This is a genomic window from Flavobacterium ajazii (assembly GCF_010614725.1).
Classification (GTDB): domain Bacteria; phylum Bacteroidota; class Bacteroidia; order Flavobacteriales; family Flavobacteriaceae; genus Flavobacterium; species Flavobacterium ajazii.
In genome coordinates this window covers 676,426-693,874 of record NZ_JAAEHL010000001.1, presented here as the reverse complement: position 1 = coordinate 693,874, position 17,449 = coordinate 676,426, and the positions used below count along the sequence as shown (strand labels likewise).

At 35.6% G+C, this 17,449-nt stretch carries 10 protein-coding genes; all 10 read left to right on the top strand.

Going from position 1 to position 17,449, the window contains the following annotated elements:
* Position 1 precedes the first annotated feature (1 nt).
* The 10 genes from GWR14_RS02565 to GWR14_RS02520 all read left to right on the top strand — a co-directional run bounded on the left by GWR14_RS02565 (position 2) and on the right by GWR14_RS02520 (position 17,437).
* Complete coding sequence (locus GWR14_RS02565; RefSeq protein ID WP_163407424.1) at positions 2–3,124, top strand: SusC/RagA family TonB-linked outer membrane protein; 3,123 nt, start codon at positions 2–4, stop codon at positions 3,122–3,124.
* A 24-nt stretch (positions 3,125–3,148) separates the two neighbouring features.
* Positions 3,149–5,089 carry a RagB/SusD family nutrient uptake outer membrane protein gene (locus GWR14_RS02560; protein WP_163407423.1) on the top strand — a complete coding sequence of 647 codons (1,941 nt, stop codon included), beginning with the start codon at positions 3,149–3,151 and terminating at the stop codon, positions 5,087–5,089.
* Between the two features lie 205 nt (positions 5,090–5,294).
* Positions 5,295–6,800, top strand: a complete 1,506-nt coding sequence (locus tag GWR14_RS02555; protein ID WP_163407421.1) for a sialate O-acetylesterase — start codon at positions 5,295–5,297, stop codon at positions 6,798–6,800.
* Positions 6,801–7,153: 353 nt separating this feature from the next.
* Entirely contained in the window at positions 7,154–10,807 is a 3,654-nt protein-coding gene (locus GWR14_RS02550; RefSeq protein ID WP_163407419.1) for a rhamnogalacturonan lyase family protein, read from the top strand.
* A 183-nt stretch (positions 10,808–10,990) separates the two neighbouring features.
* Entirely contained in the window at positions 10,991–11,998 is a 1,008-nt protein-coding gene (locus tag GWR14_RS02545; RefSeq protein WP_246236265.1) for a family 43 glycosylhydrolase, read from the top strand.
* Between the two features lie 48 nt (positions 11,999–12,046).
* Complete coding sequence (locus GWR14_RS02540) at positions 12,047–13,117, top strand: glycoside hydrolase family protein (RefSeq protein WP_163407417.1); 1,071 nt, start codon at positions 12,047–12,049, stop codon at positions 13,115–13,117.
* Between the two features lie 36 nt (positions 13,118–13,153).
* Positions 13,154–13,468, top strand: coding sequence for an L-rhamnose mutarotase (gene rhaM, locus GWR14_RS02535; protein WP_163407415.1), 315 nt, complete (start codon positions 13,154–13,156; stop codon positions 13,466–13,468).
* Between the two features lie 149 nt (positions 13,469–13,617).
* A complete protein-coding gene (locus GWR14_RS02530; RefSeq protein ID WP_223150949.1) occupies positions 13,618–15,012 on the top strand; it encodes a glycoside hydrolase family 28 protein in 1,395 nt (464 codons plus the stop codon).
* Positions 15,013–15,046: 34 nt separating this feature from the next.
* Entirely contained in the window at positions 15,047–16,129 is a 1,083-nt protein-coding gene (locus GWR14_RS02525) for a PKD domain-containing protein (protein ID WP_163407413.1), read from the top strand.
* Positions 16,130–16,153: 24 nt separating this feature from the next.
* Positions 16,154–17,437 (top strand): DUF4861 family protein, encoded by a 1,284-nt coding sequence (locus GWR14_RS02520; RefSeq protein WP_163407411.1) that lies wholly within the window; start codon positions 16,154–16,156, stop codon positions 17,435–17,437.
* The last annotated feature ends 12 nt before the right edge of the window (positions 17,438–17,449 follow it).

Here is a 17,449-nt window from a genome sequence, read left to right as displayed (position 1 = left end):
TATGAAAAAAAAATTTAGTCTTCTGTTGACTATAGCGTTGATTACATTGCTGAATGTATCCGTTTATGCGCAGAACAAAGTAATCAAAGGAGTAGTTAAAGACGCTGGTGGTTTACCGGTACCAGGCGTTAATGTACTCATTAAAGGAGGTCAGAAAGGGGTGAGTACAGACCTTGACGGAAGTTATTCTATTGAAGCAGCTCCTGGAAACGTACTTGTTTATAGTTTTATTGGCTTTAAGAAACAGGAGATTACTATTGGTAACACAAATGTTTATAATGTTGTGCTTAAAGAAGAAGACAATTCACTTGAAGAAGTAGTTGTTGTAGGATATGGTGTAAAAAAGAAAAAGGATTTAACCGGGTCAATCGTAAGTGTAAGTTCTGAAGTAATAAGTTCCAGACCTGTTCAAAATGCTGTTCAGGCAATGCAGGGAAAAGCTGCCGGGGTAGATATTTCTTCAAATGAGCGTCCAGGTACAGTGGGAAAGGTAACGATTCGTGGTGCACGTTCTATTTCTGCTTCGAACTCCCCTCTTTATGTAGTTGATGGAGTGCCTATTAATAACTCTAAACCATTAGCGGGAGCGTTAGGTAAGTCTGTTAGTGATGTCAGTGATTCAAATGCAGGAGGGATTGACTTTTTAAATCCTACTGATATTGAGTCTATTGATGTTTTAAAAGATGCATCTGCAACTGCAATTTATGGTTCCCGTGGAGCAAATGGAGTTATCATTGTAACTACTAAAAAAGGTAAAAATGGTAAATTTTCATTAAATTATAATACTTCATTAACTACTGAAGAAATTCATGAAAACGCTCCAATGATGACGGCTGGTGAATATATTGATTTTCGTAGATGGGCAAGATATTATTCAAATCCATCTGCTTTTCCAAAAGGAGATGCTCCAACCATTGCTAACGATGAATTGATTTTCTTAAAATCTGCTGATCCTTCTGCCTGGGCTAACATTGCTAAAGGATGGGAAGGTGGTACATGGGATGGTTCAAAAGTAGCTACAACAGACTGGACAAAGTTTATAACCCGTACAGGAATTACGCAACAGCATACCATAGCTGTTAGTGGAGGAACTGAAAAAATGAAAGGGTATGGTTCATTTGGTTATACAGGAAGTACAGGAGTCTTAAAAGGACAGGGGTACAAACGTTATAACGGTGTAGCCAATGTAGATATCACACCATCAGATTGGTTTTCTATGGGAGCTAATCTTAATACGAGTTATAGTATAAATGAGTATGGACAATCCAATATAGGAAGAACAGCTGTAAGTAGTACAACCGGAATATATAATACAGCACGTCTTAATCTTCCCTATGCTGTTCCTTATGATAGTAATGGTAATAGAATTGATAATCCGGGTGGAGATAATACTATCAGAACAGTTATTGATGAAGATAAATATTCTCAGGATCAGCGTGTAACATTACGAGCTTTTGGTAGCTTGTATGCTCAGGTAGATTTAGGTAAGCTTATTCCGGTGTTAGGCGGTTTAAAATACAGAATGAACTTTGGACCAGATATTACTTCCTATCGCGATGGAGTATTTTTGGATGGAAGATCTGCAGCCCGCTCAGGAACAAGTTTTGCTTCATTGATAAAGGCGCAGACAATATCTTATACATTGGATAATTTACTTTATTATAACAAGACTATTGGTAAACATGATTTAGGTTTGACCTTTTTACAAAGTAAAACAGGATATGAGTATGAAGATAGTAGTATGGCAGCAAATGATGTTAAAAATCCTGAAAACAAATGGAATGCTTTGACTCCTGCTAATGTAACTCTGAGTAACTATTCTTCTAATTTAATCGAGTCTGGTTTACTATCTTATATGGGAAGGGTAACTTATGGTTATGATAATAAGTATTTGTTAACTGCATCCGGGCGTTATGATGGAGCATCGCAATTGGCAGATGGAAAAAAATGGGACTTCTTTCCAAGTGCTTCATTGGCGTGGAATATGAATCAGGAAAGTTTTTTAAGTGATGTTTCCTGGATAGATCAGTTGAAGCTTAGAATAGGTTTTGGTGTTACCGGTAATGCTGCCGTTGATCCTTATTCTACACAGCCGCCATTGGCTGGTGTTGTTTATCCTAACGGTTCCGGTATAGTAAATAATGCAACTTTAGGAAATCCAGATTTAGGATGGGAAAAAACGAAACAAATTAACTATGGTGTTGACTTTTCTTTTGTGAATAGCAGAATATCAGGAACCTTAGAGTACTATACTAGTGATACAACGGATTTACTGTTAAAAAGAAGTGTTCCTACACCTACAGGGTATAGAGATACTTATGAAAATGTTGGTGAAACTGAAGGAGAAGGTGTCGAGTTGACATTAAATACTATAAATGTAAAAGCCAAAGATTTTGAATGGAGTTCAAATTTAAGTGCTTCATATCAGCAAAGCAGAATTGTGACCTTAGCGAATGGTAAATTCGATGATATCAATAATAATTTATTTATAGGGCAACCACAAAATGTTATTTACGGATATGCGTCAAACGGAATCTGGAAACCGGAAGATGCAACAGAAATGGCTAAATTTAATGCTAATGGCGCCGGGTTTTCATTTGGTAATGCAAGACCAGTTGATCAAAATGGCGATTATAAAATTGACGCAAATAATGACCGTGTTATAATTGGTAGTGCTGATCCTAAATATATTGCAGGTTTGACCAATACATTTAGATATAAAAATGTAGAATTATCATTCTTTATTTATGGTCGCCTGGGGTATCTTTATAATACACTTGGTGAAAATGAAGGTGCAAAAGGCAGTCAGAGATCTATTGATTATTATACGGATAACAACATTAATGCTGAATATCAAAAACCAATTTATTCAGCAGGTACAGGGGATTCTTTTTTCCCAATTTTAGGTTATCGAGATGGGGCATTTTTAAAAATGCGAAATATATCTTTAGGGTATAATTTTACAAATGAAATGGCTGAAAAAGCTGGGGTTTCAAAGTTGAGACTTTATATTCAGGTTATGAACCCGGGGATGATTTATAATAAAGTAAAATGGATGGATTTGGATACGCAGACAACCGCTTCTAACAGAGGATTTACTTTAGGTTTGAATGTTGAACTTTAAAATTAAAATTTAATAATGAAAATTATGAAAAAATATAAAACATTATATATCAATTTGATGTTAATTGCAGCATTAGGCCTTGGAAGTTCCTGTAGTGATGACTTCCTGGACGAAAAGCTAACCACAGGGTATACTAAAGATTATTACAAAACCGAAGCAGGTATTCAGGCTTTAGCAGTAGGGACTTATTATCAGTCTTTTGCTTTAGAGTTTGCATTAGAAGTACCACTTACAGCTACTCAGTCTGGTACTGATGAGTTTCATGCAGGAGGAGATCCTTCAAATCATATTTGGAATTCATATGCATCAGGATTAAACTCTTTTGTAACAGTTTCTAATGCAAATACTGTTGCTGCCAATACCAATTGGGATAACTTGTACGTTGCCATAGGAAACGCAAATACCTTGATTGAATCGGCTACAGCAATTGTCTCAACTAATGCTGCGATTAAAAAAAGAGCTTTAGGCGAAGGTTATTTTTTAAGAGCTTTCAATTATCTAAAATTAGTAAGTCAGTATGGAGGTGTACCAATAAAATTAGATTTGAGTACTACTGTTGAAGTTGAGTTTTCAAGAGCTACTGCTGAACAAGTATTTACTCAAATTATAGATGATTTTACAAAAGCTTATGATTTACTTGACAATGCCGGAGGTTCAGCAAAAATAACAAAGGATGCAGTTGCGCATTATTTGGCAAAAGCTTATTTGTCTCGTGCGAGTGAAATAAACGATACTTGGAATTCAGCTACAAAAACAGCTGATTTACAAAAAGTAGTTACTCTTGCAGATGAAGTTATATCTCATCACCCTTTAGCACCTAACTATGTTGATTTATGGAATTTCACAGCTCCAGATGGCGCTAATGAAAAATTGTCAGAAATAATATTAGCAGGTCAATTTAATGCAAGTCAGTTAAATACTGGGTCGAATTGGCAACATTTATATTTCCTTTCAACTTATGATCAATTGCCTCAAATGAGGAGAAATCTGGCAGGAGGAAGACCATTTAGCCGTTTGGCTCCGACATATTATACTTATGATGTATATGATAAAATAAATGATTCCCGTTTTTGGAAAAGCTTTCAAACAAAGAGTATCGTTAATAATCAGTCCGGAACTACTTATGTAAATGGTGATTTAGGTATTGTTTACATAATGAATGCTTCAACGGATAATCGTTTTGCTAAAACTAAAAATACAGATTTTCTTATTCCGGGAGCTGCAAAAAAAGTGCCTAGTGTTTATGTACAATATGCAGCAGATAATGTAGGGCTTATGGCCGATGTAAGATTTCCGTCTTTAAGCAAATATATGGATGGATCAAGAATCGATTTAACAAGTCAAAGAGGATCTAGGGATATTATTTTAGCACGTTCTGCAGATACGTATTTAATAGCTGCTGAAGCAAAAGTACGTTTAGCTAAACAGGGTGCCGCTTCATTCGCTGACGCTTTGCCGTACATTAATGCAGTCAGAAATCGTGGAGCATATAAGGTTGGTGAAGACCGTTCAGCTTATGTAGATGGATCTGCTGCATGGACAGTTGCAGGTCAGGCTGGTATCCCAATTTCTTATACTCCTAAAAATTCGTATTATGAGTCTAATAATATTGTAGCTACAACGGCTGCAACCAGTCTGAATATTACCAGTACCAGTACTTTACCTGCTGAAGATGTTGCTGTAATTACAAAATTAGGATATACAAGTGATTATGACCGAATGCTATGTTTAGTGCTAAATGAACGTACAAGAGAACTTTGTGGAGAATTCCATCGTTGGCAGGATTTAAGCAGAACTAAAACTTTGGTTGCAAGAGCTAAAGCTTATAATATAGAAGCTGCACCAAACATTCAGGATTATCACAACTTGCGCCCTATTCCTCAAACTTTCCTTGATGGAATATATGCAAACGGTAAACCGCTAACTGCAGCAGAAAAAGATGCAATGCAGAATCCGGGTTATTAAAAATTAGTTTATTTGACTGTTTAGTTTTTAGAATACTGATTTAGTATTAAATAGAATTTTAAAATTGGATAGTTTAGTTTAAAAAGAAGGGACAGTAACTTAGTTATTGTCCCTTTTTTGTTTATACTGGATGCAGGGAAGCACAGGATGGCTATATCGTTTTAGTCGTTTATTTTTAGGTTTCTAAATAGTAAATTTTGAACCTATGAATTTCATAAGAAATCTGTTTTTATTTTTAATTTTTTTAAATGTATCATTTTCTTCAAAAGCGCAGGTCAAATTGCCGGCTTTGGTTAGTGATAATATGGTTTTACAGCAGAATGCAAAAGTTAATTTGTGGGGCTGGGCATCTCCTAACGAAAAGATAAACATTCAGTTAGGCTGGCAAAATAGTCCTGTAGAAGTCACTGCAAATGTAACGGGAGATTGGAAAGTAGCAGTAGATACCCCTCAGGGAAGTGAAAAAGCATACTCAATAGCCGTTAATGCTTCAAATAAAATTGTACTTAATAATGTTCTTATTGGCGAAGTCTGGATTTGTTCCGGTCAATCGAATATGTATTTTCCGGTTGGAAAAGAAGAAGGTACTTGGAAAACAGGGGTTAAAAACTATGAGCAGGAAATCGTAAATGCTAATTTTCCTGATATCAGACTATTTACGGTCTTAACGAATGCTTCTCCAAAACCACTTGATGATGTAACAGGAAGATGGGCAGCCTGTTCGCCGGAAACAATTAAAACGTTTTCTGCAGTAGCCTATTTTTACGGAAGGGATTTATATCAGAAACTGAAAATCCCTATTGGTCTGATTTCAACGTCATGGGGTGGCACAAAAGCAGAAGCCTGGACCTCTCAGAATGTCCTGGAAGAAAATCCGGATTTTTTAACTATTCTGGAAGAAGATGCTAAAAACGAAAAAGCATATCAGGAAAAACTGGAAACGTATTATCTGAATTTAAGAAATGAAAAGCAGGTTAATAATACATCTAAAACAGAAATTAAAAAGCCTAAAAAAGAAGCGAATAAAACATCTTATGTACTTTATAATGCTATGTTACACCCACTAATCAATTACACAATGAAAGGTGTCATCTGGTATCAGGGCGAAAGTAATTCGGGTAAGGCTAAATTATATCAAACTTTATTTCCTGCCATGGTAAAAAACTGGCGGGATGACTGGAAACAAGGTGATTTTCCTTTTTATTATGTGCAAATTACGCCTCATAAAGGACAAACCCCAGAAATCAGAGAAGCGCAGTTATTTTCATTAAAAAAAATAGGCAATAGTGGTATGGCAGTTACAACTGATGTTGGAGATACCAATAACATTCACCCGATAGACAAGCAAACTGTTGGACACAGACTGGCACTAATTTCTTTAGCTAAAACATATAAAGATGATAAACTGGTTTATTCGGGACCAATTTATAATCATTTGAAAATTAAAAAAGATAAAATTCAGTTATTTTTTGATTATGCTGATTCAGGATTCAGAAAAACAACTGAAAATTTAAAGGAATTTGAAATTGCCGGTGAGGATAAAATCTTTTATCCGGCAGTTGCTAAAATTGACGGAAAGACAATTGTAGTTTCTTCTGAAAAAGTTAAAAATCCGGTAGCAGTTCGTTTTGCATGGAAAGCAGTTCCGGAACCTAATTTATTTAATGTCGAAAATTTACCGGCATCTCCTTTTCGTACAGATAACTGGTAAGCGAAAAGTATAATCAGAGTTTAGTTTAGTTAGTTTATAATGTTCCCTGTTCATTTTTGAGTTTAAAATGAACAGGGATTTTTTTATGAATTAAATTATGCTATTTTTTTATTATTTGATTAAAAATTAAGAATTTAAAAAGTGAATATTGATTTTTATAACAAAATATATGTGTATTTTTTAACAGGGTGGTTAGGTTGTTTAATTTATTGATTTCTAGTAAATTAAAATTTTGTTTACACTGTTTTAAAGTGTAAAAAACTAATTTTCAGAAAATTAGCAGGGTAGGGCAGGACGGTATTAAATATTTATCCCGATAATTTTAATATCACTAACCTTTTAACCAACGATTTATGAAAAAACAAGTACTTTTTGAATTTAAACCAATTCATTTTAGGAAGCGATTCCTTGAAATTATTTTTGTTGCATTTTTTAGTTTTTTGAATGCTCATGACTCATTTGCACAAAACTGGAATATTTTAGGAAATGAATCTCAGGTCTCTGCTGTTGCATCAAGCTATACTTCTATTGCTGTTTTAAATGACGTTCCTTATGTAGTATTCAGAGAAGGAACCGGACCTGTTGTCAAAGTTAAAAAGAGAAACACTGCCACAGGAAATTGGGAACAAGTAGGTAATGATATTGGAGCGAATCTTAATTTTTCCAGAATCATTTTAGATAAAACCAACCGCTTTTATGTTACTTATGTGGATGCTGCAAATGGTAATAAACTGGCAGTGAAAATTTACAATACGGCTACAGATACATGGGAACCATTAAATAACGAGATTAATAACCTTTATGTTTCGACCGGTTCAGTTACCAGTAGTGTTTCGCAATATGGTTCAACACCACGTTGTTCATTGACTTTTGACTCGGATAACAATCCTTACATTGCTTTTGGAGAAGGTGCTTCACTAACTCCAACTGTAAAAAAATTTGATGGAACTTCGTGGGTAGCTGTTGGGGGTGCTTCAGTAAATGCTGCTTCAATAGCTATTGGAGTAAGTTTAGTATTGGATGAGGCAGATGTACCTTGGTTGGCATTTTGTAGTTTAGCCACTGCAACGACCACTACAGGTACAATGAAATTGTATAAATGCGCTGGAGGAATTTGGTCTGAAGCTTCTGTTTCTCCTGTTACTGGAGGCATTAGGCATACGAGTATGGTTCTTAATTCTGTAAACAATCTGGTAATTGTATATTTTGATGCGACTACTTCTCCAGCCGGTAATAATAGAGCAACAGTAATCGAATACAGTAAAAATGCTGCAACTCCTGCCTGGAGTGCTGTCACACGATTAGGTACAAGAGATTCTCCCAGCTTAAGTCTAATTAAGGATATTTCGGGTAATCTCTATTGTTCTTTTATTGATAATGTAACGAGTAGTAGCCCGCCATATGCAGCCCGTGTATTTAAACAAACTGCGGGGGCAACTGCATGGACAGAAATGAAAGATCCAACTGTAATCAGAGGTATTGATGAACCGGCTGGGAATTTAACAATTGCTGCCGGAAGTTCATACCCTTTTGTTGTTTATACAAAAGCAAATACAGGAGGTATTGTAACGCCAATTGTTAGAAATTATGTTCCTGCTCCACCACCGGCAGTTTTAACCACAAATGCCGTCACTAATATTACTTCTGTAACGGCAGAATCAGGAGGAGATATCACTTCAGATGGAGGAACAGCAATTACAGAAAGAGGTATTGTTTATAGCACCAGCATTAATCCAACGGTAGCTAATACTAAAATTGTAGCTGCTACTGCTGGCACAGGAAGTTTCTCAGTAAGCATTCCGGGACTTACACCTGTTACACTTTATTATGTAAGAGCCTATGCAATCAATGGCGGAGGTACGAGCACTACCTACGGCGATAACGTTAGGCTAAACACATTAGCATTGCCTGACGCAATAGTGAATACGCCAAAACAGGTAGAATTTTTAAACAGAGGTGTTGTTGCTTTACGTAAGTCAGCTAATGAGGTTTTCATTAGCTGGAGATTGTTAGGTAATGATCCTTCAACTATTGCTTTTAATGTTTACAGAGATAATGTAAAAATTAATTCGACCCCTATTACAACTTCGACAAACTATATCGATAATATTGCAACAAATGGAAGCTACACAATAAAAACAGTTGTTAGTGGTACAGAAGGTGCTGCATCGACTCCTGTTTCGGTTTGGGTAAATAATCAATTGTCGATTCCATTGCAAATTCCGCCGGGAGGTACAATTCCGGACGGAACAGCATACACCTATACCGCAAACGATGCCAGCGTAGGAGATGTTGATGGAGACGGCGAATATGAAATTTTCTTAAAATGGGATCCTACTTTATTAAATCATAATAGTGGAGGCTTTTCGGGAGAACAAATTTTCGATTGCTATAAAATGAACGGTACTTTGCTTTGGCGTATCAATTTAGGTAAAAACGTAAATGCCGGTCCGCACTTCAATCAGTTTATGGTGTATGATTTTGATGGAGACGGAAAAGCTGAAATAATTTTAAAAACAGCTGACGGAACTATTGATGGGACTGGAGTAGTGATTGGTAATGCTACTGTTGATCATCGAAATTCAGGGGGATGGGTACAGGCTGGACCTGAATTCCTGACTGTTTTTAATGGTTTGACAGGTGCTGCTATGTCAACAGTTGCTTATCAGCCGGCAAGAGCAAATACTGCAGACTGGGGTGATACTTACGGAAACCGTCAGGATCGTTTTGTATCAGCTGTGGCTTACTTAGATGGCGCTCGTCCAAGTTTGATCGTAGGCCGTGGATATTATGATAAATTAATGCGTGCTGCTTATGACTGGCGTGATGGACAGTTAACCCTTCGATGGATTTTTGACAGTAAAGATTCTAGTGATCCGGCTAATAATGCATTTTCAAGCCAGGGGAATCATCAGATGACTATTGGTGATGTAGATGGTGACGGAAAAGATGAAATCATCAATGGATCAAGTGCTATAAATGACGATGGAAAACGTCTTTGGACTTATGGTCAGGGACATGGAGATGCTCTTCATATGTCGGATATGGATCCCGATCGACCAGGTCAGGAAATATGGCAATGTCTTGAGTCTGAAGGGCAATATAGTCCATACGGAATCAGGCTTAATGATGCTAAAACAGGAAAAATGATCTTTGGAGCCATTACCACAGGTGATGTTGGCCGTGCTTTGGCAGCAGATATAGATCCAAATCACAGAGGGTATGAAATGTGGAGTTCTTCCGGTAATCTTTATAATGTACAGGATGGTCAGATCGGAACAAGTAAACCAACCAACGGAAGCCAGTCTGTAAATGCTGCTGTATGGTGGGATGGTGATTTAGGCCGTGAATTACTTGACGGAACAATTATGGATAAGTGGAATTATAATACACAATCATTAAATCGCTTATTTACGATATATCAGGCAGCTCCGGTTTCTTCAAATAACGATTCAAAAAAGAATCCGGCTCTTACAGGAGATATCTTGGGTGACTGGAGAGAGGAGATTATTCTACGTCGAACAGACAATACTGCTCTCATTCTTTTCACTACTAATATTGTTACAGATTACCGAATTCCTACTTTGATGCACGATCCTCAATACCGTACAGCAATTGCATGGCAAAATTCAGCTTACAATCAGCCTCCTCATCCAAGTTATTTTTTAGGGTATGATATGGCTCCGGTTCCGGCATCGAATATTGTTATAAAAGACATTTCGAATCTAGGAGTTAAAAAAACGGCTTCTGTAACCGCAGAAGTACAGGTGTATCCAAATCCTTCTTCGGGACAGTTTAATATTAGATTTAATGGTTATAAATCATCTAAGGCAACCGTTATAATTTCAGATATCACAGGTCAGGTTTTAGTGAAAAAAGATGTTGAACTTACCGGAAATGATCAAAGTGCTGCATTTAATATTCCTAATTGCAATCATGGTGTTTACCTTCTAAAAGTAATTAGCGAAGAAGGAACCAAAACACTTAAAATTCTGATTGAAAAATAATATTGTAAGTGCTAAGTGAAGAGTGATTAGTGAAGAGTGATTAGTGAAGATAGCTAAAAGAAAAGCTAATCATTAATGACTAAGTACTAATCACTCTTTTTATGCTTTAAAAAGGACAGTATAGCACAGGACAGTATTCGAACAATAAATAAATATATTTGAAATTATCACTTATTAGATTCCATGAAATTCTCCTTAATAAACTTTCAAAAAATATTTTTTTTATACTTCATATTTTGTCTTTCTGCTTTTGGTCAGGAAATAAAAAATGAAACTGCAGATAAACCTTTATATCGTGATCCTGTTTTTGACGGTGCAGCTGATCCGACTATTATCTGGAGCAAAAAAGATGAAAAATGGCTGATGTTTTATACCAATCGAAGAGCAAACATTGATGGAAATGGGGTGAGTTGGGTACATGGAACTCCCATTGGCATTGCTGAATCAGATGATGGGGCACACTGGAAATATAAAACCAACTGCAATATTGGCTATACGATTAAGGATGTTACGTACTGGGCTCCGGAAGTCATTAAACATAAAAATAAATACCATATGTACCTGACAATTGTTCCGGGTATTTTTGAAGATTGGAAACATCCTCGATATATTGTGCATTTGACCAGTAAAAATTTAATTGACTGGAAATTTGAATCACAACTAAAACTGGCTTCTGAACGTTGCATTGATGCTTCTGTTTTTCAACTACCCGATGGAAACTGGCGTATGTATTACAACAATGAAAATGATGGCAAATCCATTTATTATGCGGATAGCAAAGATTTGTACCATTGGACAGACAGTGGAAAAAAAGTAGTAAAAGACAGGGGAGAAGGTCCTAAAATTTTTAGCTGGAAAGGAAAAAACTGGATGATTACAGATCCATGGAAGGGTCTGGCTGTTTTTTCTTCTGATGATTTTATAAACTGGAAAAGACAGGAGAAAAACATTCTTCAAATTCCGGGAACGGGTGAAGATGACAAAGTAATTGGTGGACATGCTGATGTTATCGTAAATAATGATAAAGCGTATGTGTTTTATTTTACACACCCGGGAAGAATACCTGAAAATAAAGGAATTGATAATTTTGAAACAAGGAGAAGTTCGATACAGGTAGCTGAATTAGAATATAATAATGGAGAACTATTCTGTGATAGAGATAAACCAGTTAATATTAATTTAAAACATTAATTAAATTATTTTAAAATATTGAAAATTTGATTTTTACATAAAAATAAAATGAACAGAAGAAAATTCATAATTGGTAATTCGCTTGCTCTTATTGGGCTGTGTTTGCCGTTTCCACTCAGGAGTAATAATTTTCAATCTGATCCGATACTTTCTGATTTCGAGAAAAGACTTAAACCGGTAGGTCGTGCACTTGAATTTGAAGACTTCTATGTATGGTGTAACAGCCCTATTGAAGGACCTGATGGAAAAATTCATGTTTTTTTTTCCCGCTGGCCAAAAGCCAAATCAATGAGCGGCTGGATTAACGGTTCAGAAATAGCTCATGCCGTTGCCGATAAACCGGAAGGACCTTATACGTATGTAAGTACTGTTCTGGCTCCACGCGGTGAAGGATTTTGGGATGCAACAACTTGTCATAACCCAAGTATTCATTATGTTGATGGAAAATATGCGTTATTTTTTATGGGAAATTCAAATGGTAAAATGAATACCAAACGTATCGGATTGGCAATTTCAGATTCTCTTTATGGCCCGTGGAAAAGACCTGACAAACCTTTGTTGCTTCCTGGAAATGAAGGTTCATGGGATGATCTTTTGACTACAAATCCTTCTTTTTTAAAACATCCCAATGGAGAATACTGGCTGTACTATAAATCATTGGATACGGAAAATTATGAGCATCCAAAATTTCCAGTTAAAGGCAACAGAAAATATGGATTGGCTGTTGCTAAATCTTTGGAAGGACCTTACAAAAAATATGAAGGTAATCCCGTTGTTGATTTTTCAAAATTAGGAGATAATAAACAATGCGAAGATGCTTTTGTATGGTATGAAGATAAAAAGTTCAAAATGCTGGCTAGGGATTTAGGTGTTTTTGGACAGGATTACGGGCTTTATATGGATTCCGAAGATGGAATTCACTGGTCTGATCCTTTAATTTCCTATCAGCCGCTGAATAAATATATCAGTCAGCCCATAGCACTAAAACATCTTAATAGATATGGGCGTGCAGAACGCCCTCAGCTCTTATTTCAAAACGGAAAAGCGACTTATTTGTTTACTGCTTCACAAGGCGGAAAATTTGAAACAGCTTCTTCGTTTATTTTCAAAATAATATAAATATCTTTAGAGAAAACTCTTAAAAACTTAAAAATTATGGTAAGAAATGCTTTTAAAATGAAATTAAAACCGGGATTTGAGGCTGAATACAAAAAGCGACACGACGAAATCTGGCCAGAACTGTCAAACCTGCTTTCTGAAACGGGAATACAGGATTACAGTATTTTTTTGGATGAAGAAACTTTAATTCTTTTTGCAGTTCAAAAAATAAGTACTGATTTTGATTTTAATTTATTACCAAATCATCCGATTGTGAAAAAATGGTGGGCTTACATGGGCGATATTATGGAAACCAATCCTGATAATTCTCCTGTTGCTATTGGTCTGAAGGAAGTTTTCCATTTGGATTAATTATTTTGTGATTCACACAAAAACGGGATAGCTCAAATTTGTTTATTAATTATATTTTAAATTGTTTGCATCTAATTTTTGAGAGTAATGAAATAGAATTTAGTGTAATCATAAATTATTAGAAATATTTAAAAAAAGAACTAACAGGAATGAATAAATCTCTTTTTCATACGTTTTTGATATTTCTGGTTTTAATGAACACAGGGATTCAGTCTTTAGTTGCACAAAGCAAGACTGTCATTGATATTACTAAATACGGTGCCAAAGGAGATGGAAAAACACTTGATACAAAAGCAATTCAAAATGCGATTGACAAAGCGGCGAAATTAGGAAACGGAACCAAAGTTTTAGTTCCAAAGAATCGTCAATATTTAATTAGTACCCTTGTTTTAAAAAGCAATATAGAATTTCATTTAGAGGGCAACGCCCAGCTTTTAGTCAGTACAAAAAATGATGATTATGCAGTTGAGGGATCTATAATTGCTAATGATGCCGAGAATTTAAAAATATCAGGAACAGGGAACATTAATGGAAGAGCGTTGGAATTTATGACGCATTATGATACGATTAAGGAGATTTGGATGCCAATGAAATGGAGACCAAAATTATTTATCCTGACCAAATGTAAAAACTTAAAAATAATCGATATAACTATTGAAAAGGCACCGTCATGGAGTCTTCACATGCTAGGCTGTGAGAATGTGCTAATTGATGGTATTAAAATCAAAAACAACCTTGATGTACCTAATTGTGACGGAATAGATCCTGATCATTGCCGAAATGTAGAAATTCGTAATTGTAAAATAAGCTGCGGAGATGATGCAATAGTAATAAAAGTGACTCAGCAGGAAACCGATTATGGTCCGTCATCGAATATCTGGGTTCATGATTGTGAGCTGGAAACTCAGGACTCAGGTGTGAAAATCGGAACAGAAACAACTCAGGATATCTGCAATGTAGTTTTTGAACGCTGTGAAATTAAAACCAGCTGTCGTGGATTAACTATTCAGCTTCGGGATGAAGGTAATGTTCATGATATTCTTTTTAAAGACATTAATTTTATGTCACGATATCATTCGAATCCTTGGTGGGGAAGAGGTGAGGCAATTTCTCTAACAGCTATACCCAGAAATCCAGAAACTAAAATTGGAAAAATTTATAAGGTAAAAATTGAAAATGTAAAGGGATTAGCTGAAAACAGTATTCGTGTAAACGGTACAAAGGAAAGCCGGATTTCAGACATCCGATTTAAAAATGTAGCTGTTACATTAAACAGATGGACAAAATATCCGGGAAACGTATTTGATAACAAACCTACAAAAGCCTATGAATCAATTGAAAAACATGACACGCCTGGAATCTCAATTCGGTTTACAGACGACATAGTGCTGGAAAATTGCAGTATAAGGTGGGGAAATAATATTCCGGATTATTTTACGAATGCTGTCCAGGCAGTTGAATCTACGGGGATTGAATTGATTAATTTTAAAGGAGAATCTGCCAATCCATTAAAATATAAAGCTATTGATATTTCAAAGTTGTAGCAGAAAATGATTTTAACCAAAAGAATTGTCTTAAATGAAGCCTAACAAAAATAGAGTAGCAGTCTTAATTTTATTTTTCTTTTTGAGTTTTTATAGCTGGTCACAAGACACCAGAACTTTTAAAGTTTTTCAGTTTCCAGCCAATAAAATTCCAACCATAGACGGAAAAGCTGATGACTGGAAAATGGTTCCTGAAAGTTATATTGTCGGAATGGATCAGTTATGGGAAGACAGTGGAAAACATGCCAAAGCAAATCCTAAAAATTTAGATGTAAGTGTTAAGGTTGCCTGGGTTAAAGGGTTGAATCGTTTGTATTTTTTATATGAGGCTTATGATGATTATTGGGATTTTTCGTTGCCGGGTCTTCACAATGATACTTTTGAAGTTATTGTTGATGCAGATCAGTCCGGCGGGCCGTTTATAGACAGGTTTCATCCTAATCCTGCATTGACAAATACGATGGATGCCTATTTTTCTTATCATGGGGTTCATGCTCAGAATTATCATATTTTTACGCCTGCAGAAGGAAAAGACTGGACACTGGTTTGGGGAAGTCAGCCCTGGATTAAGGAACTTCCGTATGCTAATGCAGCTTCAAATTATAATTTTAAAGCAGGAGAATCAGGAAAACTGACTTTAGAATTCTGGATTACTCCTTTTGATTATGCAGGAAATGATCCGTCAAGAGCAGTAGAATCTGTTTTAGAAGAAAACAAAAACATAGGTCTCTGTTGGGCAATTATAGATTATGATGATGTAAATAACGACAAAAACAACGGTTTTTGGAATCTTTCAAAAGAACATAAAATGTATGGAAATGCATCTTACAGTCTTTCGTTTAAATTAATGCCTTTAGAAAAACAATTTCAAAAGGAAATCAGTGCAAAATGGACTTTCAATGTCATTGATAAAAATAACAGAACAGTAGCTTTTATCGACCAGTCTCTAGGCGAAATAGAATCATACAAATGGGATTTTGGTGATGGAAATACTTCTTTAGAAAAAAATCCGGTTCATGAATATAAGGATGCCGGAAAATATGTTGTAGTTTTAGACATTTCAGGGCCAAAAGGAAAATCTAGATTGTCAAAAATCTGGGATGTTGCGGTCAAATAAGTTAGTAAAATAAAAACAAGAATAATGAAATCGAAACTCAGTCTTTCAATAGCTTTATCGGCTATGATTTTTTTAAGTTGTAAAGCGCAAAAATCACAATCAGCTAAAATTGTTTTAACTAATAATTCGGATTTGGAATTGCCTCAAAAAGCAGTTTCAATAAAAAGAAGCACGTTAAAAGTAAAGGGAACCGAAAAATCTTTTCCGATAGTATTGCAAAATTCAGATACCATTCCGGCTCAGATAAACGATCTGAATGGTGACGGAAAATGGGATGAGTTGTTTTTTGTAGCTGATTTTTCTCCAAAAGAAAAGAAAATTATTGAACTGAAATGGTCCGATACAATTCCTAAATATATAGTAAAAACCAGTGCAAGATTCGGAAAGAGAGAAGCTGAAAATTTACCTGTGCAGCCGGCAACTGAAGAAGTTTTATTAGCGAATCAGGTGTATAAAAAATTAGGTTTTCAAAAATACCAGACTGACGGCCCAACCTGGGAAAATGATAAAGTGGGTTTCAGACATTATCTGGACGGAAGAAATTGTAAAGATGTTTTCGGAAAAAAGACTCCCGGAATTACACCTGAAAATGTTGGTATCAGTAGCACAGGAGCCGTAGAAGATAATTACCATCAGATGCACGACTGGGGAAGGGATATTTTTCCTGTAGGAACTTCAGCCGGATTAGGTGGTTACGGATTGCTTGTGGGGGATGAAATCAACAGACTTGGTATTCTAATCAATGATACTATAAATAACGTTGAAAAAACGACTTTCAAAATTGTAAGTGAAGGTCCGGTAAATTCTGTTTTGAGTTATAAATATCAAAATTGGCAGGCTTCAGGAAATAAATATCAGGTACAGGAAACCGCGTCAATCTGGCCGGGAATGTATGGCTATAAAAACACTGTTTCCTTAAACGGATTGAAAGGCAATGAAACGTTGGTTATTGCGCTCTCGAATATCAATAATCAAAATCCGCTGCAGGTAATTGATTCCGGAGATTATGTTTGTTTTATTCAGCATGATAAACTGACTTATGAGCGTCAATGGATTTTAGGAACAGCTGTTATTATTCCGAAGGCGAATTATAAAGGATATACTGAAGCTCCAAAGACAGGTAAATTGACCAATTCCTATTTGATAAAAGTGGATACAAAAAACAATCAGCCAATTAGTTATTACCCAATCGCAGGATGGGAACTGAGTGCTGATGAAAACTTTAAAGATTCCGTTTATTTCAGCAATTATGTAACCACTCTGGCAAAACAACTTTCTGCCAGAATAACCGTTGAAATAAAGAAATAATAAATTTTACTA

What these genes read in the sequence shown, in the direction of transcription:
- GWR14_RS02565 (WP_163407424.1), top strand. Translation starts at nt 2, where the DNA reads ATGAAAAAAAAATTTAGTCTTCTGTTGACTATAGCGTTGATTACATTG.
- GWR14_RS02530 (WP_223150949.1), top strand. Translation starts at nt 13,618, where the DNA reads ATGAATAAATCTCTTTTTCATACGTTTTTGATATTTCTGGTTTTAATG.
- GWR14_RS02545 (WP_246236265.1), top strand. Translation starts at nt 10,991, where the DNA reads ATGAAATTCTCCTTAATAAACTTTCAAAAAATATTTTTTTTATACTTC.
- GWR14_RS02525 (WP_163407413.1), top strand. Translation starts at nt 15,047, where the DNA reads ATGAAGCCTAACAAAAATAGAGTAGCAGTCTTAATTTTATTTTTCTTT.
- rhaM (WP_163407415.1), top strand. Translation starts at nt 13,154, where the DNA reads ATGGTAAGAAATGCTTTTAAAATGAAATTAAAACCGGGATTTGAGGCT.
- GWR14_RS02555 (WP_163407421.1), top strand. Translation starts at nt 5,295, where the DNA reads ATGAATTTCATAAGAAATCTGTTTTTATTTTTAATTTTTTTAAATGTA.
- GWR14_RS02540 (WP_163407417.1), top strand. Translation starts at nt 12,047, where the DNA reads ATGAACAGAAGAAAATTCATAATTGGTAATTCGCTTGCTCTTATTGGG.
- GWR14_RS02560 (WP_163407423.1), top strand. Translation starts at nt 3,149, where the DNA reads ATGAAAAAATATAAAACATTATATATCAATTTGATGTTAATTGCAGCA.
- GWR14_RS02520 (WP_163407411.1), top strand. Translation starts at nt 16,154, where the DNA reads ATGAAATCGAAACTCAGTCTTTCAATAGCTTTATCGGCTATGATTTTT.
- GWR14_RS02550 (WP_163407419.1), top strand. Translation starts at nt 7,154, where the DNA reads ATGAAAAAACAAGTACTTTTTGAATTTAAACCAATTCATTTTAGGAAG.